Origin of the sequence: Paenibacillus vulneris (assembly GCF_039543185.1) — a bacterium.
GTDB lineage: Bacteria > Bacillota > Bacilli > Paenibacillales > NBRC-103111 > Paenibacillus_S > Paenibacillus_S vulneris.
In genome coordinates this window covers 34,313-55,654 of the sequence record NZ_BAABJG010000026.1, presented here as the reverse complement: position 1 = coordinate 55,654, position 21,342 = coordinate 34,313, and the positions used below count along the sequence as shown (strand labels likewise).

Annotated in this window: 21 protein-coding genes; 16 read left to right on the top strand and 5 right to left on the bottom strand. The window is 49.4% G+C overall.

Translation table 11 applies throughout. The annotated features are described in order from the left end of the window. Positions 1-196: 196 nt before the first annotated feature. From ABEA66_RS22590 to ABEA66_RS22580, 3 genes are all read right to left on the bottom strand, one after another. Positions 197-2,128, bottom strand: coding sequence for a glycosyl hydrolase family 18 protein (locus ABEA66_RS22590; RefSeq protein WP_345591014.1), 1,932 nt, complete (start codon positions 2,126-2,128; stop codon positions 197-199). A gap of 153 nt (positions 2,129-2,281) precedes the next feature. After that, positions 2,282-2,557 carry a YxcD family protein gene (locus ABEA66_RS22585; RefSeq protein WP_079909055.1) on the bottom strand — a complete coding sequence of 92 codons (276 nt, stop codon included), beginning with the start codon at positions 2,555-2,557 and terminating at the stop codon, positions 2,282-2,284. A 30-nt stretch (positions 2,558-2,587) separates the two neighbouring features. Beyond that, positions 2,588-3,025 (bottom strand): hypothetical protein, encoded by a 438-nt coding sequence (locus ABEA66_RS22580; RefSeq protein WP_079909056.1) that lies wholly within the window; start codon positions 3,023-3,025, stop codon positions 2,588-2,590. Positions 3,026-3,180: 155 nt separating this feature from the next. Here ABEA66_RS22580 and ABEA66_RS22575 point away from each other — a divergent pair, with 155 nt between their 5' ends. From ABEA66_RS22575 to ABEA66_RS22555, 5 genes are all read left to right on the top strand, one after another. Then, on the top strand, positions 3,181-3,717 hold the full coding sequence (locus ABEA66_RS22575; protein WP_345591011.1) for a DUF309 domain-containing protein: 537 nt from the start codon (positions 3,181-3,183) through the stop codon (positions 3,715-3,717). Next, on the top strand, positions 3,714-4,454 hold the full coding sequence (locus ABEA66_RS22570; RefSeq protein WP_345591009.1) for a response regulator transcription factor: 741 nt from the start codon (positions 3,714-3,716) through the stop codon (positions 4,452-4,454). Before ABEA66_RS22575 ends, ABEA66_RS22570 begins: the two co-directional genes overlap by 4 nt. Then, positions 4,447-5,883 carry a sensor histidine kinase gene (locus ABEA66_RS22565; protein ID WP_345591007.1) on the top strand — a complete coding sequence of 479 codons (1,437 nt, stop codon included), beginning with the start codon at positions 4,447-4,449 and terminating at the stop codon, positions 5,881-5,883. Before ABEA66_RS22570 ends, ABEA66_RS22565 begins: the two co-directional genes overlap by 8 nt. Before the next feature lie 265 nt (positions 5,884-6,148). Continuing rightward, positions 6,149-6,754, top strand: coding sequence for a SadB/YajI family lipoprotein (locus ABEA66_RS22560; RefSeq protein ID WP_345591005.1), 606 nt, complete (start codon positions 6,149-6,151; stop codon positions 6,752-6,754). 126 nt (positions 6,755-6,880) lie between these two features. Continuing rightward, positions 6,881-7,435 carry a beta-class carbonic anhydrase gene (locus tag ABEA66_RS22555; protein WP_345591003.1) on the top strand — a complete coding sequence of 185 codons (555 nt, stop codon included), beginning with the start codon at positions 6,881-6,883 and terminating at the stop codon, positions 7,433-7,435. 70 nt (positions 7,436-7,505) lie between these two features. On the opposite strand, the gene ABEA66_RS22550 is transcribed toward ABEA66_RS22555, so the two are convergent. After that, the gene (locus tag ABEA66_RS22550; RefSeq protein WP_345591001.1) at positions 7,506-7,832 is read right to left on the bottom strand and encodes an iron-sulfur cluster biosynthesis family protein; all 327 of its coding nucleotides are present in this window, start codon (positions 7,830-7,832) and stop codon (positions 7,506-7,508) included. A 142-nt stretch (positions 7,833-7,974) separates the two neighbouring features. Between ABEA66_RS22550 and ABEA66_RS22545 the strand changes: the two genes are divergently transcribed. The 8 genes from ABEA66_RS22545 (at position 7,975) to ABEA66_RS22510 (ending at position 16,929) form a co-directional block, all read left to right on the top strand. Next, the gene (locus tag ABEA66_RS22545) at positions 7,975-9,495 is read left to right on the top strand and encodes a carboxypeptidase M32 (protein WP_345590999.1); all 1,521 of its coding nucleotides are present in this window, start codon (positions 7,975-7,977) and stop codon (positions 9,493-9,495) included. Positions 9,496-9,704: 209 nt separating this feature from the next. Continuing rightward, the gene (locus tag ABEA66_RS22540; RefSeq protein ID WP_345590997.1) at positions 9,705-10,712 is read left to right on the top strand and encodes a FecCD family ABC transporter permease; all 1,008 of its coding nucleotides are present in this window, start codon (positions 9,705-9,707) and stop codon (positions 10,710-10,712) included. Position 10,713: 1 nt separating this feature from the next. Then, positions 10,714-11,757, top strand: a complete 1,044-nt coding sequence (locus ABEA66_RS22535; protein ID WP_345590995.1) for a FecCD family ABC transporter permease — start codon at positions 10,714-10,716, stop codon at positions 11,755-11,757. Positions 11,758-11,779: 22 nt separating this feature from the next. Beyond that, positions 11,780-12,655, top strand: coding sequence for an ABC transporter ATP-binding protein (locus ABEA66_RS22530; RefSeq protein ID WP_345590993.1), 876 nt, complete (start codon positions 11,780-11,782; stop codon positions 12,653-12,655). A gap of 228 nt (positions 12,656-12,883) precedes the next feature. Then, positions 12,884-13,897, top strand: coding sequence for an ABC transporter substrate-binding protein (locus tag ABEA66_RS22525; protein ID WP_345590991.1), 1,014 nt, complete (start codon positions 12,884-12,886; stop codon positions 13,895-13,897). A gap of 45 nt (positions 13,898-13,942) precedes the next feature. Then, positions 13,943-14,734, top strand: a complete 792-nt coding sequence (locus tag ABEA66_RS22520; RefSeq protein ID WP_345590989.1) for an ABC transporter ATP-binding protein — start codon at positions 13,943-13,945, stop codon at positions 14,732-14,734. Next, positions 14,727-15,587: an ABC transporter permease gene (locus tag ABEA66_RS22515; protein WP_345590987.1), complete on the top strand. Its 861-nt coding sequence runs from the start codon at positions 14,727-14,729 to the stop codon at positions 15,585-15,587. Before ABEA66_RS22520 ends, ABEA66_RS22515 begins: the two co-directional genes overlap by 8 nt. 373 nt (positions 15,588-15,960) lie before the next feature. After that, on the top strand, positions 15,961-16,929 hold the full coding sequence (locus ABEA66_RS22510) for an aromatic acid exporter family protein (protein ID WP_079909070.1): 969 nt from the start codon (positions 15,961-15,963) through the stop codon (positions 16,927-16,929). A 78-nt stretch (positions 16,930-17,007) separates the two neighbouring features. Here ABEA66_RS22510 and ABEA66_RS22505 read toward each other — a convergent pair whose 3' ends face one another. Next, positions 17,008-17,643 carry a hypothetical protein gene (locus ABEA66_RS22505; protein WP_079909071.1) on the bottom strand — a complete coding sequence of 212 codons (636 nt, stop codon included), beginning with the start codon at positions 17,641-17,643 and terminating at the stop codon, positions 17,008-17,010. Between the two features lie 223 nt (positions 17,644-17,866). On the opposite strand from ABEA66_RS22505, the gene ABEA66_RS22500 reads away from it, so the two are divergent. From ABEA66_RS22500 to ABEA66_RS22490, 3 genes are all read left to right on the top strand, one after another. Beyond that, the gene (locus ABEA66_RS22500) at positions 17,867-18,907 is read left to right on the top strand and encodes a YheC/YheD family endospore coat-associated protein (protein ID WP_345590983.1); all 1,041 of its coding nucleotides are present in this window, start codon (positions 17,867-17,869) and stop codon (positions 18,905-18,907) included. A gap of 282 nt (positions 18,908-19,189) precedes the next feature. Beyond that, entirely contained in the window at positions 19,190-19,756 is a 567-nt protein-coding gene (locus tag ABEA66_RS22495) for an outer spore coat protein CotE (RefSeq protein ID WP_079909073.1), read from the top strand. Positions 19,757-19,898: 142 nt separating this feature from the next. Further along, complete coding sequence (locus tag ABEA66_RS22490; protein WP_345590980.1) at positions 19,899-21,338, top strand: putative amidoligase domain-containing protein; 1,440 nt, start codon at positions 19,899-19,901, stop codon at positions 21,336-21,338. Positions 21,339-21,342 lie beyond the last annotated feature (4 nt).

The following is a 21,342-nucleotide window of genomic DNA, read 5'->3' as shown; positions in this document are numbered from 1 at the left end:
GAGATTGTAGCCCGGCCGTTTGCTTGGTAACCTACCTGCTAGAAAGAAAAAAGCTCCAAACGGATAGCGAGAACGAGTCGCTGTATCGTTTGGAGCTCTTTTTTACAAAGAAAATGATAAGTTCGGGGCTCCCGCAAAGTGCCTGAAGCTGATTCGAAGGCAAAGTTAACTTTTTTGAGGGATCTTTAAGCCACCATTATTTTTCCTGAATCATTGTTTTCCACAGATCAGCTGTATCATAGCCTAGACGCCAAGCGGCAACGCCGGCCAAATTGTATTTCTTTGCCAATTCCAGACGGGCTTTGACCGTATCCTCATTTTCCAGCCAGAATACGTAGGTATCCCCATCCTGAGTATACTGCACCCGATACTGCTGGAACTTGTCATCCCATGTTTTCGTCGCATTTTTGCTTGCCATCAGGGCAGGCAAATCTTTCATTAATAGCGCGCGGTTATTAACAAGATTGCCGGAGCTGTCAATCTGCCATTCACGAACATAGAACGGAATGCCGATGATCAGCTTGTCCCGCGGGATGCCGTAAGCGAGAAATTCCTGAATTCCTTCCTCTACCCACTGCAAGCCTGCAACGGAGCCGGCTTCCGTACTTCCTTTCCAATGCTGGTCATACGTCATGGTGATAATATAGTCGACAATGCCGCCGAGCTTTTCATGGTCGAATGCGGTTTGGGCATTCCATTTGGCGCTGCCGCGAGGCAGGTCGATGGAAATCAGGAGCCCTTTCTGGTGGGCGGTGTCGGTCAATTTTTGAATGAAGCCGGTGTATGCGGCCCGATCTTTGCCCGATAAGCTCTCAAAATCGATATTCAAGCCGTTGACGCCAAGAGCGGACGCTTTGTTAACTATAGCATTAATGAATTTAGTCTGTGCGTCTGCACTGGACAGGAATTGAGTAGTCAGCGCGGAATCGAACTGATTGCTCACTAGCGGCTGAACCGAGTAGCCCTGGGCTTTAAGCCACGCAACCGTATCCTTGTTCGACGTATCCGTTAAAGCGCCTGAAGCATCCGCTAATGTAAAGTAGGTCGGTGAAACGACATCCAGCCCGGCAGTGTTGCTGACCTGACTCCGGATCGTATCATTGCTGGAGCTTCCGTTCCAGCCCCAAAATTGCAGCTTGCTGAAATTATCCCAGATCTTGGTGCCGTCATCCAGAAGGCGAATGGATGCGTTGCTGTAGCCCATCGCATAGCTGACCGCATTCGTAATGCTGGAGGAGTCCGAGATCCAGTTATCGCTCTGATATACCTGATAATACGGATAATTAGACCATATGACCGGCTTGGAGCCTGGCTGTCCCGGATCCTCATTCACAATATTCGTATGGGCATACTGCTGTGCGTAACGGATAGCATCCTCTACGTTCAGGAAGGAGTCCAAATACTGGTTGTATTGATACACCTTATACGTCTTGACGTTGGAAAATACAATTTGATTCCCCTTCGAGGTGTTCACAACGGTCGAGTTGGACCATTTCAAAGATTCCTGGATAGCGTCTTCCAGGTAAGCGAACGACCATGCGTCGCTGGTATTCGTTCCTTGGTAGACGCGATAGATTCGATCTCCGGAACGGAGCGCAGCCTTGGTATCGGCGGATAGGTTATCCCATACCCACTGGTGATTGGTCAAATCAATAATGTGGGAATTGCTCCATTTGGCCGCTTCCGCCTTAGCCTCGTTTAACGTCGCGAACTGCCAGGAGGACATGGTGTTATCCCCTTGATATACCTGATATTTAGGGTAATTATTCCATACCCAGCCATCCGATTGCAGGTCTCTTATGCTGGCATGCGTCCAGTTGGCCGCTTCCCGTTTGGCCTGGTCCAACGTTGCGAATTCCCAGGAAGAGCGGCTGTAGCCGTTTTGATATACTTTATAACGGGGGTAGTTGTTCCATAGCCATTTGCGGGAAGCAATATCTTCCACGTGACTGCTGGCAAATTGCTTAGCATAGTTCTCCGCAGTCTTGTAATCGGAGGTTTCGAGCAAAATCCGGTCGTCCTGATAGACCCGGTACTTGGACGTCTTGTCCGCAGCCATAGCATGTCCAGCGGAAGAAAGGAACAAAGCCATGACAGATACGATCAGTACGGTCTTGCGATTCAACATGCATCAGCCTCTTTCTACTAAATCTATCCTATTAAACGCTCAACCACCCCAAGAAGTTGCGATGGTAATTAGTAGAAAGTAAGATTCGCAGCTTTTGCAATACAAAAAACCCCCAGGCAGGAGCTGAATGGCTCTTGCTTGGGGGCGTGACAGCTAGGCTATATCCGCAACGATCTCATCTTCAAGCTTCAGCTGGATTTGATCGCGGAATACCCGGATGTTCATCTGAGTCAGCAAATACCGCTCGATCGCCTCCAGGATGTTGGCGGCGATAATAATTTGACTTCTGCCTTCCGAGAACACTTCGGCGGAAAAGCCGTAATCATCGTCAAACATTAGCTCCACTTCAACCTGATTAGGCTGAATTTGCTTGCGCTCCGCAAAATGAACGCAAATCGCATTAATAATATCCTGTTCCGATAATCTCATAATACTAGGACCTCGCCGTTTCTTTCAGAATTAATAGCGTTTAGGCTGGTTGTTGAATTTGCGCTTATCCCGGAAGTATTGTACCAGCTTGACCACGATGGCAATCAGAGCGAAGATCGCCAAGATGTTGACCAGCAATCCGAGAATATTGCCTAGCATTCCCATGTTGCCGAACAATCCGCCGAACAGCATGCCGGCCAGACCGCCGATGAGCATCCCCTTGAAGAAGCCGCCGCCGCTAAAAAATCCAGGCTTGGTAGCTGTCGTAGGATTCGTCGTTCCGTTGGTCGTCTGCTTCGAAGCAGCAGGATCGTTCTTGTTCACACCGCTATTCGGTGTTTGCGTCGTGTTGCTCGGGCTGTAGCTCTTCTTCGGCGACTTGTACTTAGCCGCATCTGCAACGCCAACCGCACTGAACGAGAAAGCTACGGCACAAGCCATCATGATGATTGATAATCGTTTCCACATAGTCTTGACCCTCCAAGTCATTTTGTAAAAATAGAGCGTTTCTAAAAGTTACTACGAATAATCTGGGCAAAGGTTTCAGTTTTTATCCCTTCTTGGTACAATGGTACTAGTAAAATATAAAAAACTATTATTCAACCATAAGAGGTGGTTGCTTTATGTCACAATATCCTCAAGCTTATATCGATTATTTAATTTATTTCCACGCGGAACGCGATTATTTCGAATGCCATGAGGTTATGGAAGCTTACTGGAAGGAGCATCCGGGAGACCCGCTGGCTTCTTGCTATGTCGGTCTTATTCAAATTGCCGTTGCACTCTACCATCAACGGAGAAATAACCTGAACGGAGCGCGAAAAATGATGGTCAGCGCTATGACGAATCTGACTGACGAAGGAATGCAAGCGCTTGGCATCGATCCGAAATCGCTCAGGTCAATGCTTCAGGAACGGCTAACCCAGCTAGCTGCCGAAGCTCCCGTTTTCGAAGATATCAATCTGCCTTTAACGGATGTACAGCTTGTAGAGGCTTGCAGAAAGCGCTGCGAGGAAAGCAGCCTGCATTGGCAATGCGTCAGCGACTTCTCCAATGGAAGGCTGATTCATAAGCATAAGCTTCGTGACCGGAGCTCTGTCATTGCAGAAAGGGAGCAAAGCCGTTTGAATAAAGCGCAGCAGCGGGGTAGATCCTCATGACAAGTCTGACGAAGCTTGGCAAAGTCGTCGTCGTAGACGATGAACCGAATATTGTAGAAGTGATCCGATTATATCTGGAGCATGCAGGCTACGAGCCTTTTATCGTGTATAGAGGCAATGATGTGATGCAGATGATTCGGGAGCAGGCGCCGGATATCGTTCTGCTGGACGTCATGCTGCCAGACAAGTCGGGCTTCGAGCTGTGCAGTGACATCCGCAATGAACCGGGGCCGCTGTCAGCTACGCCTATTATTTTCCTGACGGCCAAGGGGGAATCGATCGATAAGCTGAGGGCGTTTAACCTCGGTGTAGACGACTATATTGTCAAACCGTTCGATCCTAACGAGCTCATCGCCCGAATCAAGGCCGTGCTTCGCAGGACGCAGGCCCAGACCGCTTCTGCGATGTCATCCTCGGCGAAACCTCTCAAAACCATACTTCGGATTGGAACACTCATGGTGGACCCGGAGCAGTATAAAGTGACGATCGGAGGGGAGCGGATAGATCTGACGCCCAAAGAAATTGAACTGCTGCATTTCCTGGCCTCCAACCCGGGCCGTGTCTACTCGAGGGAAGATTTGCTCGGGTATGTATGGAATTTTGACTTTAGCGGCGGCACGCGAACAGTCGATGCCCATGTCAAAAATTTGCGCAAGAAGCTCGGCACGAATCCCGACTGGGCCATTCAAACTTTATGGGGCATAGGATACTCCTTCGAGGTCTCCCGTCATGCTTAAACGCTGGTACCGAAGCTTTTATATCAAGATCTTTTTATCGTTTCTGGCGACATGTATCCTGTTTTTTATCGGACTGGCGCTCTTTTGGAACAGCTATTTTACAGATCTTTTATATAAGGACAAGAAGGATTTGCTTGCTTCCCGGATGGCCGAAGTGACCAAGCTGCTGCCTTCCGTTGCGGACGGGACGATCTCAACTCGGGAGCTTCGCTTCGGCATCCGAATTATCGCTAGAAGCATTAACGGCCAGGTGTGGCTTATCGATGCCAAAGGAAATGTGCTGAACGGATCGTCGGAGCGGGAGGGCACGGTCATACCGAGTGCGATGGACAGCTTGTTTATCGAAGGACTGAAGGGCCAGACCGGCTTCGTTGCGGGACAATACAAGTTTGAGCACCGGCCGCGGGAAGGGATATTGACGTATTATGCCCCTGCGCAAATGAACGGACAGCCGATCGTTGTGTTTTTGAATGTTCCGATACTGGAGGTTAGCGAGGCGCTGGCTACCGTGCGCTGGAATATCATTGTCCCGCTGGTTTTCTCGTTGATTGCCGTTGCTATCATTCTGTTTATTTTATCCCGCAAGCTGGCCGGACCGCTCCAGCAGATGAACCGTGCGGCGCTCGAGGTGGCCGGAGGGGATTTCTCGACGCGCGTGCCTGTCACTTCGGAGGACGAGGTCGGCGAGTTGGCGAAGAGCTTTAACTTCATGGTGGACCAGCTGGTTCAATGGGAGGATGCGCGGCAGGAGTTCCTGGCTAATGTATCCCATGAGCTGAGATCCCCGCTGACGACCTTACGCGGCTTCATTATTGCGATGAATGACAAGGTCATTCCCGTAGAGAAATACGATCATTATTTGAAAATATGCGACAATGAGGTACAGCGGCTGCAGCGTCTTGTGAACGACCTCCTGGACCTGGCAAGAATTCAAAACGGCAGCGATGTATTTCAGACGAGGCCGATCTCGTTAAATGAAGTGCTGGGCCACGTTCTTACGCTCATGAAATCCCCGATTCACGAGAAGCAGCTGGTGCTTCACGAGTTGATTCCTTATAAGGAAGAACCCGTTATGGTCGAGCTGGACACGGACAGGTTTATTCAAGTCATGCAAAATTTAATCTATAATGCGATTCAATTTACGCCGACAGGCGGGATCATCACGGTAGAAATGTACAAGGAAGGCGATCAGGCCGTCATCTGGGTCAGGGATACAGGTATCGGGATGGAGCAGGAGGAGCTTCATCGAATCTGGGATCGTTTCTATAAGGTGGAGCATTCCCGTACATCGGTATCGGGCGGAACTGGTCTTGGCCTTACCATAGTCAAGCATCTGGTCAGCGGTATGAAAGGGAGCATCAGCGTGACCAGCAGACCCGGCGCCGGGACCGATTTCAAGCTGACGTTCCCATTGAGTGAGGAGATGTGATTTTTACATAATTTTCACAAATCACTCATAATTTCATCAAAGTTAGCAAGTATCCTGTCTCTATACGAATAGAGCGGGATTTTTTTTCGCATGGGGAAGTGAGGCCATACATGAGCGGGCCTTGCAAACGATTGCTTCCTTTACGATCATTATTCCGCCGCTACGCGGTTATGTTTCCATGGCAAAAGACGTCGGCAGAGAATAATCACATGGAGAACCGCTTGTTCGAAATGGACGGCAGCGTCCTTGATACAGGGGGTGGCTTATGTTCACTTGTTTCACCCGGTTGGGAATATGGATATGTATCGCCGCAGCCCTGTTGGCCGGATGTGTCAGGAAAGAACCGGTCAAGCCGTCGCATCAGTCCGCCTCAACGATGAAACAGGAAGATGTCCAGAGCGACAAGGAAAGGGAAATGGTGATTTTGTTTCAAGGTCTGGTTCAAATGGATAAACAGGATCATCTTGCGATTAATAGAAAACAAGCCGAAGAGCTGCTTCCTGCGGTCAGACGCAATAGCAGTGTGGGAGAGCTGTCCATGGCCGAACAGCAGATCATCGTAGGCATTCTGACTGTCGAGCAGAGGCGGTTTGTTACGGATTATCAAAACAGTGTTCATGATCATATTCAGGCGATGAAGGACAGGAAGGATATGGATGAGCTGAATAAGGAGGAAAGGGAACGTATGGTTCGGGAGTTCCAGCTTCGCCGTCAAGAGCAGGGTCATCAGGAGCACAACGCTCAGGAAAGCAGCAATGCGGACTCTGATGCTCCATTGCCCCCATCGGATCCTGCAAGAAAGTCATCAAACAACGTAGAGCAAAGGCTGATTCGCCTGTTAGAAAATAAATTGGAGGAAGAGAAAAAGTGACTAAAGTTTGCAAATAAAGGAGTATTTTTTCTTGAAAATAACGCTGAAAAGCGATAAAGTAATTCTCACAGGACAATCTGTTGAGACAGTTTCTGTAAACGGCTATCAGAAGAGGTGTGAAGTTCTATGAGTAAATTACTACAGGAAATTCTTGAGTACAATCGGTCCTTTGTCGAGGAGAAGAAATACGAGCCTTACTTGACGTCCAAGTTCCCGGACAAGAAGTTCGTTATTCTAACCTGCATGGATACCCGGTTAATCGAGCTTCTGCCGGCTAGCATGAATATTAAGAACGGTGACGTGAAAATGATCAAGGCGGCCGGCGGCGTTGTATCAACTCCATTCGGAGGCATCATGCGCAGCTTGATCGTAGCCATTTATGAATTGGGCGCTGACGAAGTGTTTGTTATCGGACACTACGATTGCGGTATGAGCCACTTGAATCCGGAAGCAACCAAGAAGAAATTTGTTGAGCGCGGCATCAAGGAAGAAACGCTCCAAACTCTTGAGTATTCGGGTCTGAACATCGAGAGATGGTTGAGAGGATTTGACGATGTAGCTGAAAGTGTTAAAAACAGCGTGAATCTCATTAAGCATCATCCGCTCGTACCAGATATTCCGGTTCACGGTCTGATCATTGATCCGGCTACAGGCAAGCTGGACGTCGTATCGGCTGACTAACTGCTGAGGGCAGTGCACGGCCAGCTTCGATACATGTCGAAGTGCTGGTCGCGCCTCTCTTGCCCGGCAGTTAGTGGGTTCTCTTATCAATCAGGCGCATGTAGGCGTTGTAGATTTGGCCGCTGCTTTTTAGAATATAGCCTCCATTGTCGCTGTAACCCAGAGTCATTCGCTCTTCGAAATAGACCTCATGCTTTTTCTCATACAAAACCTCGTAAGGGGTACCCTCCGCAGTCAGGTCACGATCATCCGCCTTATCGACAATCCATAAAGTAGGAACGCCGCTCACCGCGCATCCGCATCCTTCCGAATCGTACACCAGCTTCAGCTTCTCTTGCCCATTGATTTGATGTTTTTGCAGTTGTTCGATAGCTTGCTCTGTAAAAGTAATATGCATAAGTAGTCCTCTCCTTTTTTGTACCCATTATTGTAGCATATATGGCCATTGGATGTCTTCGAGCTTATAGCAGGGAGTCGAGTTGCTTCTCTTTTCCAGACGAAGTATCATTTAGATATCGCTTTGAAAGGGGTGCTGTCCAATGAGTAAGCCAGGATTTGAACAGAAGCTGACAGATTTCAAGGAATATTTGAAAAAAATGAAGAGCTACGAGGAAGCCATTGGCCTCTTGTATTGGGACATGAGGACAGGAGCGCCCAAGAAAGGCATTGCGACCCGTTCGGAAGTTGTCGGTATGCTGTCAGGGGAATATTTCGCCTTGTCCGTGTCTGAGCAAATGGGAGAGATGCTGGAATATTTCAAAGAACCGGATACCTATGCGCAGCTCAGCCGAACCGATCGCACAATCGTCGATGAATGCAAAAAGGAATATGACCGAAGCAAAAAAATTCCGCAAAAGCTGCATCAGGAATACGTCGTATTGACCTCTCAGGCCGAATCCGTGTGGGAGGAAGCGAAGGAAGCATCCGATTATAAGATGTTCCAGCCGTACTTAGAGAAGATCGTGGCGACCAATCTGGAATTCATTAAGCTATGGGGCTATGAGGGACATAAATACAATACGCTGCTGGATATGTACGAGCCGGGGATGACTGTATCCAAGCTGGATCAGGTATTCGGCGCCCTGCGGGAGAAGGTGGTTCCGCTTCTGGCTGCTATCCAGCAGTCGAATCACAAGCCGACGACCGGATTTCTTCAGCAAACGTTTGAGAAGGAGAAGCAAAAGCAGTTCAGCTTGTTCATTCTGAAGCAGATGGGATATGATTTTGAAGCGGGACGGCTGGATGAAACGGTGCATCCGTTTGCTACGGGGCTGAACCCGGGGGACGTAAGAATCACCACGCGGTATTTGCTCGATGACGTGAACAGCGCACTTTTCGGAACCATTCATGAAGGCGGCCATGCGTTGTATGAGCAGAATATTTCGCCGAAGCTCATTGGAACACCGCTCTGTACGGGCACGTCGATGGGCATTCATGAGTCGCAGTCCCGCTTCTGGGAAAATATGATCGGCCGCAGCCGTCCGTTCTGGAGACGTTATTTCGGCGATTTGCAGCAAAATTACCCGGGGCAATTCGCTTCGGTCTCCGTGGAGGATTATTACCGCGCGACGAACGAAGTGAAGCCTTCGTTGATTCGTATTGAAGCGGATGAGCTCACGTATAACTTACATATCATGGTTCGCTATGAGATTGAGAAGGCGCTGTTCAGCGAAAGCGTAAGCGTAGCGGATCTGCCGGAAGTTTGGAATGAGAAGTATAAGGAATATCTCGGCGTCGTTCCTAACAACGATGGAGAAGGAGTTCTGCAGGATGTTCATTGGGCAGGAGGCTCGTTCGGCTACTTCCCGTCTTACGCTCTTGGGAACATGTACGCGGCGCAAATTGGGAGGACGCTTCGTAAGGAGCTGCCTGATTTTGACCAGCTTATAGAAGAGGGCAAGCTGCTTCCGATCAAGGACTGGCTCACCGATAAGATTTATCAATATGGCAAAGAGCTGTCACCGAACGAAATCATCCTGCAAGTAACCGGGGAAGAATTGAACCCAGATTACCTGGTGGATTATTTGACAGAGAAATACTCGGACATCTATAAGCTGTAAAGCATCCGCTCCCATATAAAGGGATACGTTATATTTATAGGAAAAAGCCCGGCGCAAGAGCTTAGATAAGAGCTCCGCCGGGTTTCTTTTTTGCATAAAATCATGATAATGATTTTCAAATTCATTGACAATTGATAACGATTCTCATAGAATGAAAAAGAACCATTTATTCCTTCATCATATTACTAGAGAGACAAAAGAGGATCTGCATGAAAGCTTTATTTCGAAGTACCCGGGCCAAAGTCACCGGACTCATCTTTTTTATGATCCTGTGTGCCGTTTCCTGCGCATGCAGCGTTATGTTCGGGGTCAACAACTATTCCTGGAATACAATAGTGGAGGCCTATACGGCCTTTAACAATTCTAACGATCATCTGATTATTCAAACCGCAAGAGTACCGAGGGCGCTTATCGCCATAGCGGTTGGTGCCAGTCTGGCGGTTGCCGGAGCGTATATGCAAGCTCTAACCAGAAATCCGCTGGCTTCGCCAAGCCTTTTCGGCGTCAACTCGGGAGCCGCTTTTTTTATCGTGCTGCTGGTTGGGTTCGGACCTTCGGCTTCGATGATGACGCTGACTTGGGTCGCTTTCCTGGGTGCCGCGATAAGCGCGGGTATTGTGTATATGCTCGGTTCATTAGGAAGAGACGGACTGACCCCTGTGAAGGTTACATTGGCTGGTTCGGCCGTCACAGCCTTCTTCTCTTCTTTAACGCAGGGCGTCCTGCTGACGAACGGAAAAGCATTCGATCAGGTGCTCATTTGGCTCGTCGGCTCGGTTGCAGGAAGAGAACTGAGGATGCTGGGTGCTGTAGCGCCATACCTTGTTATCGCTCTGGTGGGAGCCTTGATTCTTGCCCGCCATATTAATATTTTGGCCATGGGTGACGATGTCGCCAAAGGCCTTGGCCAAAGAACGGCTTACATAAAGCTTGCCGCAGCCGTCATTATCGTCATATTGGCAGGGGGCTCGGTGGCCGTAGCGGGGCCTGTCGTCTTCGTAGGCATCATCATCCCGCATATTGCTCGTTATTTGGTAGGCAATGACTACCGCTGGCTTGTGCCCTATAGTGCGGTTCTCGGAGCCATCTTGATTCTTGCCGCCGATGTGGGCTCCAGATTTATTGCGATGCCGAAGGAAGTCCCTGTAGGGGTTGTCACCGCATTGCTCGGCGTTCCTTTCTTCGTGTATATTGCACGCAAAGGAGGGAGATCGTAGAATGGGCAAGTATTTGACAGTACGCAGTAAAAAAGCGGCCTTCTCTTTTCTTATAAGCAAGAGAATGCTATGGGTCATATTAGGCTTGATCATCGTAAACGCGATTGTATTTGTTATTGGAACCGGTGTAGGCTCCGTAAAAATTGCGCCGCTCGAAGTTATCAAAGTGTTATTCGGAGTCGGCTCGGATACCGAGACATTGATTGTGAATTCGCTCCGACTGCCGCGAATGATTATCGCCGTATTAGTCGGCGCTTCGTTGGCGGTATCCGGGGCAATCCTCCAGGGATTGATCCGGAACCCGCTGGCTTCTCCCGATATTGTTGGCATTACAGGGGGCGCTTCACTTGGCGCGGTCTGCTTCTTCTTTTTCCTGGGCAGCACGATGAGCATTCAGTGGCTTCCGCTAAGTGCCATTATAGGCGCTTTTGTCTCTACGTTTCTTATTTATATACTGGCCTGGAAGAAGGGCGTATCACCGCTTCGTATGGTCATGATCGGAATCGGTATGTCCTCGGCCTACAGCTCCATTTCCTACATGCTTATGATTTCCGGCCCTGTCATTCTGGCCAATAAGTCGATGACCTTCATGACGGGCAGCATTTACGGGGTTTCCTGGGAGAAGGATGTCTGGGTCATGCTTCCCTGGGTCGTCGTGCTTCTGCCTATCGTGCTGCTCCTGGCTAGGGAAGTGAACGTGCAGGAGCTTGGGCAGGATATTGCCGCAGGAGTGGGCAGCGCCGTACAGGCCAAACGGGCTTTGCTTATTCTGCTCAGCGTTGCGTTAGCTGGAGCGGCAGTAGCCATTGGAGGCACGATCGGCTTTATCGGCTTGATGGCGCCGCATATAGCGCGCAAGCTCGTTGGCCCGGCCTTCGGCGGAGTACTGCCTGTGTCGGCGTTGGTCGGCGCATTCATATTACTAATAGCGGATTTGGCGGCAAGAACGCTGTTCTCGCCCCTTGATATACCTGCAGGAGTATTTACGGCGGTAATCGGCGCACCTTTCTTCGTCTATTTGTTGTATAAAAACCGCCATTCATGAAGATTAAAGGAGATGACTTCGGATGCACGCTTTGGAAGCCAATGGCTTGAGCTTATCCTATGGAACCGTACCTATATTTCAAGATTTGAGTGTGAACATTCCAAAAGGAGAAATCACCGTGCTCATCGGCAGCAACGGATGCGGAAAGTCGACGCTGCTCCGTTCTTTGGCCCGCCTGCTAAACCCGCAGAAAGGGACGATTGTTCTTGACGGGCATGAGCTGGCTAAGCTTCCTACCAAGGAGATTGCCAAACGGTTAGCGATATTGCCCCAAGGCCCGACGGCTCCGGAAGGACTTACCGTATTGCAGCTGGTAAAACAGGGGAGATACCCCTACCAAAGCTGGCTTCAACAATGGTCGCATGAAGACGAGCGGATGGTGCGCATGGCGCTGGAAAAGACCGGCATGACGGAATACAGCGAGCGAACGGTAGACTCGTTGTCCGGCGGTCAGCGTCAAAGAGCGTGGATTGCCATGACTTTGGCCCAAGGAACCGATACGGTTCTGCTGGATGAGCCTACCACTTATTTGGATTTGACGCACCAGGTCGAGGTGCTGGATCTGCTGTATGAGCTGAATGAGAAGGAACGCCGTTCCGTCATCATGGTGCTTCATGATATTAATTTGGCTTGCCGGTATGCACATCATATGATTGCCGTGAAGAATGGGGCTATCTGGGCGCAAGGGAAGCCGGAGGATATCGTCACGGAGGCCATGATCAAAGGGGTATTCGAACTGGAGTGTCAAGTATTGAAGGACCCGTTCTATGGCACGCCGTTGTGCATTCCCTACGGGAAGGGCAGAACTGTCGGTCTGGAACCGGAAGCACCCGAGGCATCCGCCAAACAGCCAGCAGCGAATCAACGAACAGAAGCTCGTGTACCTACGACTGCTTAGGGTCGAAGTCTTTTAAGCAAATTAGAGAAACCGTCTTACTCTCTTCTAATGAGGGTACAGGCGGTTTTTTTTGTACATTAAAGAGTTTATGAATCTAGGGTTTCTCTGATCAAAGCACTTGAATCGGCCTTGAAGGCAAGCCCAACTTAGCAGGGTTATGGTTTTAACCTTTTTATGGGCTAGTGCATAGACTATCACATCAAAGAAAACAGATGGAGGGACTTGCCTATGAACAGGAAAAGATGGAGTGCGGCCATAGCCATCCTTCTTGCGGCCGCTATGACATTGACCGCCTGCGGGCCCAAGAAGACCGAAGAGGTGACGAAGGTGCGGATCGGAGAAGTTACAAGGTCCATATTCTACGCACCGGAGTATGTAGCGATCGCAAAAGGATTTTTCAAGGAGCAGGGGCTGGAAGTAGACCTGACCACAACGTCCGGCGGGGATAAGACTATGACGACGCTTCTTTCCGGGGGGATTGATGTGGCGTTGGTCGGTTCAGAAACGTCGATTTACGTACAGCAGCAGGGCAGTGGCGACCCGGTTATCAACTTTGCCCAATTGACTCAGACGGACGGTACGTTCCTTGTGGCGCGCAAACCGCAAAGCGGCGCCTTTGACTGGAACACATTGAAAGGCAAGACGTTTCTGGGTCAGCGTAAAGGCGGTATGCCGCAAATGGCGGGTGAATTTACTTTGAAGAAGCATGGCATTAACCCGCTGAAGGATCTGAATCTCATCCAGAACGTGGATTTTGCCAATATCCCTTCCGCTTTTGCTTCGGGTACGGGAGAGTATGTGCAGCTGTTTGAGCCCCAGGCCACAGTGATAGAAAAGGAAGGAAAAGGGTATGTTATTGCTTCCTTCGGTGTAGAAAGCGGCAAATTGCCGTACACCGTCTTCATGGCGAAGAAAAGCTTTATCGATAAAAACAGCAATACGATTCAAAAGTTCACCAATGCGATTCAAAAAGCGCAAAATTGGGTGCAATCGGCCAGCGTCGATGAGATTACCGACACGATAACTCCGTTTTTCCAGGATACCGATAAGCAAATTATAAGCGGGGTCGTCAAGCGCTATAAAGATCAGGGCTCATTCGCTACTGACGGCATTATCGACGAGCAGGAATGGAACAATTTGCAGGATGTGATGCAGGCTGCCGGAGAATTGAAGCAGCGTGCGGATTATAAAACACTGGTCAACAATCAATTCGCTGAGAAGGCGAAGCAGTCGGTGAAGTAATGATGCTGGTAAGACCAACTTGCGATTCGGGAGGAGGGGTATCATATGCAAGCCGTTGTGGAGCTGGATGGGCTATCTCATGTATATGTAAACGGCCGCGGAGCGACAATGGCTCTTAAGGAAATCAGTCTGCATGTGAATCAGGGGGAATTCGTCAGCATAATAGGCCCCAGCGGCTGCGGGAAGACAACGCTGCTCTCTCTGATCAGCGGGCTGTTGACGCCGACAGAGGGGAGTGTGCGCATATCCGGGGAGTGGATCGAGCAGCCGTCCCCCAAAGTAGGCTACATGCTGCAGCAGGACTACTTGTTTCCATGGCGCACCATTTATGAGAATGCATCCATTGGGCTCGAACTAATGGGAAAGCGTGGAGCCGACTCCAAAGCAATCGTCATGGAGCTGCTGGATGACATGGGGTTATCGGACTATGCGGACAGCTACCCTCAGCAGTTATCCGGGGGCATGCGGCAGCGGGTGGCTTTGGTACGGACATTGGCGACGGAACCGGACATCCTGCTGCTCGACGAGCCGTTCTCCGCCCTGGATTATCAGACCAAGCTGCAGCTGGAGGATCTTGTTGCCGTTACGCTGAGATCGCGCAATAAGACAGCTGTGCTTGTCACTCACGATATTTCCGAAGCGATAGCGATGAGCGACCGGATCATCGTGATGCAGCCTCGTCCAGGGAGAATTCGCGCCGCGGTGGAGGTTCCAGGGCCGATACGGACGGCTTTGCCGCTGAAGGCAAGAGAGGAAGCCGGATTCCACGATCTGTTCCATCAGCTGTGGGGGCAATTCGAAGAAATGGATGCGGACAGGAGGGATTCGAATGAGTGAGATAACTCCATTGAACCCGTCTTCCGGCAGTGTCAACGATGAGCAGTTGACCCGGCGGGAATATAAACGTTATCAAGCACGGGCACGCAAAACAACTAGGCAGGTTCGGCTTACCCAATGGACCTTATTGCTGCTATTTATGGGATGGTGGGAAGCCGCCGGACGATTGCAGTGGATCGATACGCTGCTGTTCAGTTATCCGAGCCGGATCGGCGCGCTTCTTTACACCAAGCTGTTGGATGGTTCCTTGCTGCTGCATGTTGGGGTAACCCTGTGGGAGACGATTGCCGGCTTTCTGTTAGGAACCTTGTTCGGTACAGCCATCGCTACCTTGATCTGGTGGTCTCCTTTTCTTTCGCGGGTTTTGGATCCCTATATCGTTGTTTTGAACAGCTTGCCGAAGGTAGCTCTAGGTCCCTTATTTATCGTAGCATTGGGACCCGGAGTACTATCTATTATAGCGACCACCTTGTCTATAACCGTTATTATTACGATTTTGACGGTGTATGGAAGCTTCAAGGAGGTTGATCCCAACTATACGAAGGTGATCCGGATCTTCGGGGGCAATAAGCGGAAAGTGTTTCAGCATGTCATCCTGCCGGCTTCCTATCCGACCATCGTTTCCACGCTGAAGGTGAACGTCGGTCTGTCATGGGTCGGGGTGATCGTCGGCGAGTTTTTGGTATCGAAGGAAGGCCTCGGTTACTTGATCATATATGGCTTTCAGGTGTTCAATTTCACCTTGGTTATCGGCAGCGTCATTATTATTGCGCTTGCGGCAACCGTGATGTATCAGGGCGTTGCCTACCTGGAAGGCAAGCTGATAGGGAATAAGCGGCGTAATCTTCTTTAAAGCTTCGAAGGAGCTTGGTTGTTGAAAAAACTATCGGAAAAATGGTGAAAGGTGAAAGGTGGAGGTATCCCCTGTAAGAGCGATAGCGATCGCCTTTGTTCTCGGAAAATCACCGCTATAAAGCGAATATAATCAAAGTTTTCCGAGAACAACAGCGACCGTAAGGGGATACCCCACCGGAGTACCGACGCAATTTTTTCAGAACATCAGGTTTTTCAACGGGATCAAGCTTCGAAAGAAGCTTTTTTTCCTCCAGTTCCTTGGACAAGCGCTGCTCACGAATCATTGGCGGGTATTTTTGCCGGAGATGGGGAAAACGATAAGAAGAGCCATATTCGATCAGAATGGCAAACGATTGAAGAGAGGTTGTTCTATGGGTATCCGCGTCATCAAAACGGCCGTAGCCGTTCTTGCCTCGATCTATATCGCCCAGTGGTTCGGGGTTCGATCTCCGTTATCCGCCGGTTTGCTGGCGATTCTGGGTGTCGATGTGACCAAGAAGAAGGGCTTGCGAACATCCTTTCAACGCATTGCCGCCTCTCTTGTCAGTGTAACCTTATCATCCATCCTTTTTGGCGTGTTAGGATTCGAGATATGGGTCATCAGCTTATGTATCTTAATATTATATCCGATACTTGTCCGATTAAAGTTAAAGGAAGGGGCTGTAACAAGCTCTGTCGTTATGTTTCACATCTTTATGGCAAAGCCGATCACGATTGATCTCATATTAAATGAAGTCGCCTTGCTTCTGGTCGGGCTGGGTACGGCAACCCTGATCAATATTGTGTACATGCCACGGGAGGACAAGCAGCTGCACGCAATCAGGAAAAGGCTGGAGGTATGCTTGTCCGGCATTCTTATGCAAATCTCTATGCATTTAAAAGATACTGATTATATCTGGAGCGGAAGCGAGCTATTGGAAGCGCAGGAATTGCTGGAGCAGGGGCTTGAAGCTGCTCGTCGTTCCATGGAGAATTCTTTGTTACAAGAGGAGTCGTTGTGGACGTCTTATTTTATTATGAGAAATGAACAAATGGATTCCATAGACCGCATGATTCAGCTGGTAGCTCAAGTATACAAAACCTTGCCGCATGGAGAGCTATTGGCCGCTGTGTTTGAACGGTTAAGCGAAGACGTCAAGGTAGACTATTACACCGGGCGATCCGAAAAGGCCATGGAGTCATTAATCGGAAGCTATAGACAAATGCCTCTCCCGCTCAGCCGCGAGGAATTCGAGGTGCGATCAGCGCTGCTGCAGCTCATGATGGAGCTGAAAGCGTTCCTCGGCGTGGCCAAACGGGAGAAGAAGCAAATAACCGCTGAAACTATGAAGAAGGCGTAGATTACATCTAGAAGGAGTTGAATAAGGGGAGGATGGTTATCCGGTCTCTCTCCCCCAAATTAGCTCTATAGAAGCCTGTTAAGCTAGTTTTTCGATAACAATAGATGCACTTACAACAGGCGTGCCGCCGCCGATGGTGCTTTCCAGTGTCAAGGCGCCCATGTTATCAATCCGATTCAACGTTAAGGTTCCGCCGGCAGTTAAGCGTGCAACGACCTGACCTTGATAAGGCTGATTGCCTGCGCTAGTACCGTAATTGCTGCATGGAACCAAGGTTGCTGGAGCAGGTCCTGCTCCGTCCGGGTCAAAAAATAAACCGAATGCATTATTTCCTGGTGTAGGAAATACTTCCCAGCTAATGTTATAAGTCCCGGTTTCAACGATGTTGATGGTTGACGGCGAGGTGAAGGTAACTGCAGTACCCCCGATAACGGAGTTGTTAAACGTTACGGCTCCTCCTTCGCCACCCGGGGTTGGTGCTGCGGCAACAATCTGATCCACGGTGCTGCACAGGAACGCAAACGATGCTATTCCTCCGGCAGGCCCTGGAGGTCCTGCTGGTCCAGTCTCACCTGTCGGTCCCGTCGGCCCAGTTGGTCCGGTCTCGCCAGTTAGTCCCGTCGGCCCTATGGGTCCTGGAGGCCCTGGAGGTCCTGCTGGTCCTTGAGGTCCTTGGGGCCCTGGAGGTCCGGGAGGTCCCGGTAATCTACCCATACTAATCACACTCCTCAATTATTTCCAAGCGGCGACTATCAAGGCAGGGCGAAGATTCCCTAGCATCTATCTAGTCTAAGAACAACGTATTCAGCAGGAATGGATTTGGTGCGAAATCTATGTAAACGCATATTTTCTCACCCATTGTATTGTTGTCCATACCTTTCCTCTCCGGCGACATACATTAATTTACGACTCTCTTGGGACAATGAGGAGGAAAGTGATGAATAAGACAACCGGTTACGTCGGAATTCTGGTTGCAAGCCGTAAGCAAAGAAAGTATATGCTGAAGCAATATCTTGACAACAATGCTTCTAATATGAAGCTTTATTGTTTCACACCTACTTCCATTAACTGGGGACAAAAGAGAATCGTTGGGCTTCATCGGTTGAATGGCCAGTGGGTTGAGTCCCTCTTTCCATTTCCTCAAGTCGTTTATAACCGCTGCTACAACAGGGATTCCAAGCTCATCGAACGTCTGGAAGCCGTCATAGGACGCAACAAATGCTTTAATCATATCAATCGGTTCAATAAGCATATCGTTTCTAAGAAGCTAAGCCGTTGGCTTGCTCCCCATTTGCCGGAAACGGTTCTATATGATAAGGAATTGGCCGTACATTTTTTGGGGACCCACAGACATATGTATTTTAAACCTTGCTTCGGAAACAAAGGGAAGGGGGTTTATCGTGTAGAGCTGAAGGATTCAGGGGAAATCGAGATCGGATACCATCATTATACACCGCATATTATAGTAGGGGATATGGCGCAGTTTCAAGAAAGAATCCAGCAGCTCCTTGGGTCAACGCCGTATGTTATGCAAAAAGGGATTCATGTAAAACCGTTAGGAGAGCAGACCTTTGATATCCGCGTGCTTGTCCAGAAAAATAAATCGGGTCAATGGGCTGTTACGAATGTGGTCAGCAGAATCGCGCATAAGGGCTATTTTAATACAAGTATTTGTGAGAACGTATGTTTATCGCAGGACATACTTACACAGCTATACTCTCCTGAAGAGATGAATGCTATTCTATGTTCTATCTACGATACCAGCTTGAGAGCAGCGGAAATTCTGGAGATTGACGGCAGGCATCATCTAGCGGAGCTTAGTGTGGATTTCGTGTTGGACAACGAGGGACATGGCTGGATCATTGAAGTGAACGGCAAGCCATCCAAAGATTTGTACGATGGGATTCATAAGCGGTATCGAGTATATAAACGGCCTATGGAATATGCAAAATATTTGTCCAAACATAGGTCCAATTGAAGAGAGTAATCCACTTCCCTTTTCTATAAAAGGGTTTCTTTGTTTTTAGGGGAGTGGCAGTTAGCAAAAAGAATGTCCCTTGAGACAGAAGCATAGGGGAATATCCTTATGATGGAAGAAGGAGGGCAAGACGGGGGATTTTGTTGAAGAGATTTCAAGCTTTGAAAGGCATTTCATAATGAATTTACGAATAATATTAATTCACGTGAATTTGTTTTATCAACATTTGCCTATGTCCTGCATACAATTGTAATGAATGATTGTATGGAGGAGGTTGAAAAGATGTCAATAGATAAAGATTTGCATTACAGAGAGATCTATACGAAGGCTGTCTGCGGCAAAGGTCGTAAATTTTCGCAAGTAACGAACACGGTCACACCACCTCATGCTCCGACGAGTATTTTGGGTGCTTGGATCATCAACAACCAGTATGATGCGGTGAAGTCCGGAGATCACGTGGAAGTAGTGGGTACTTACGACATCAACATTTGGTATTCGTATGATAAAAATACCAAAACCGATGTTGCGAAAGAAACGATTTCTTATGTGGAAGCAGTGGGTCTTTCTTATCTCGACAAAAAGCACAGACCGTCAACGGCCGAAGTCACGGCAATGGCCACTCAAGAGCCGAATTGCGTGGAGGCGAGCATTTCCTCAAGCGGCGACAGTGTCATCATTCGCGTGGAGCGCGAATTCAAGGTCGAAATGATCGCGGAGACCAAGATTTGGGTTGTGGTGAACCCTCATGGCAGCGATGATTACGAGGACAAAGCCGTAGACTTCGACGATGCGGAGGATGGGGATTTCGAGGATCTGGATCCTGATTTCTTAGATGACGATTTGAACTGATTCCTGATTTCATTATATGTAGCTGAAGTTCATTTCGGGAGAGGGCGTCAGCCCTCTTTTTTGTTTCAAAGGTTGTTCGCCTAAAAAATAGGCATCAGTACAGCGGGATGGCATAGGAATCCCCCAAAGGAGGCTGCTAATCATGGGTGTATATATCCTGCATTCTAATGAACCGACCTTGCATTTGCTTCTGGAACGAGTCGAGGTTCCGCACGGAACGAGATTGGCAGCTTCTTCGGAATCCGCCTGTGTCATCCACTGGGGCTGTTTTCACGCGGAAAAATCAGGCCGAAGCGTTCTGCAATCGGTCAAGTATATATTACGTGCTTCCAATCCGAGGAGGGCGGCAGACATTCTGCAGCTTCACGGAATTCGTATGGCCGACGGGGAGGAAGCCGGGCAGCTGCGGTTTACCTATGAATTTCTTATCCCTGTCTTCCATCTTCAGGCGCTTGCGCTGTTTCAAAAGTCGAAGGGCGTGTTCATCGGCATGCCCCATCCGCTGAATCAGCAGCGCGAGACGGAGTTTGAAGAGGTGGGGAGCGAGACCTCCTCTTACCACGGGATGAGAGCGAAGCGGGAGGCCATCAAGAGCATCTATGCATTGGGTCTGGATTATGGCGTTGTAAAAGTAGGAGTTCGTCCTGGAGGCGAACTAATCATATTGGAAGTTTCGGCTGTGCCCGAGCTAACGGAGAGGCTTGCCGAGCTGTTTGCCGATGCCATTAACCGGTATGCCAAGGAATTGGAGACCGGCTCCGATAAGCATGCCGATGAGGTCATGGTAGGGGCGGACCCGGAGTTTTTGCTGCTCAATGCTCAAGGTAAGGTCATTTTTGCCGACAAATTCATGGACAAAGAAGGTCCCATCGGCTGCGATGCGATCGTTCTTCCGAACTTTCGTAAAATCTATCCTTTGGCAGAGCTTCGTCCTGAGCCGAGCAAGGATATTAGGCAGGTCGTCATGAATTTGCGCCGTACGATGCAGCTGGCGGCAAGAAGCATCAACGACGGCAATTTGCATTGGGTCGCGGGAGGGATGCCGGTGAAGGGCTTCCCTCTTGGAGGGCATATCCATTTCAGCGGCGTTAGATTGAGCAGCGAGCTGTTGAGGGTGCTGGATAATTATTTGGCTCTGCCGATTGTCCTGTTAGAAGGAGAAACGACGGGAGGAAGAAGGCCAAAGTACGGATTTTTAGGGGATTTTCGCAGGCAGCGCCACGGCGGCTTCGAATACAGGGTTCTGCCAAGCTGGGTCATATCTCCGACGGTGACCAAGGGGGTATTGGCGCTTGCCAAGCTCATTGCGGATCATTACCAGATGCTTCAGGCAAGACCGCTTTCCGAGACGGATGTGCAGGAGGCCTATTACAAAGGCGATAAAACGCGGATTCGCCCCTTAATCCCGGCATTGTGGAGCGATCTTATGAGACTGCCGGGTTATCGCAGGCACGAGTCGTATATTGCTCCTCTCAAATCACATTTATTGAAAATGAAAGCATGGAACGAGCAGGAGGATATCCGCCCCAAATGGAAAATCGGGCCTTTTCAGAGAAAAGAAGAATCGTCTATTAATTCGTGATATA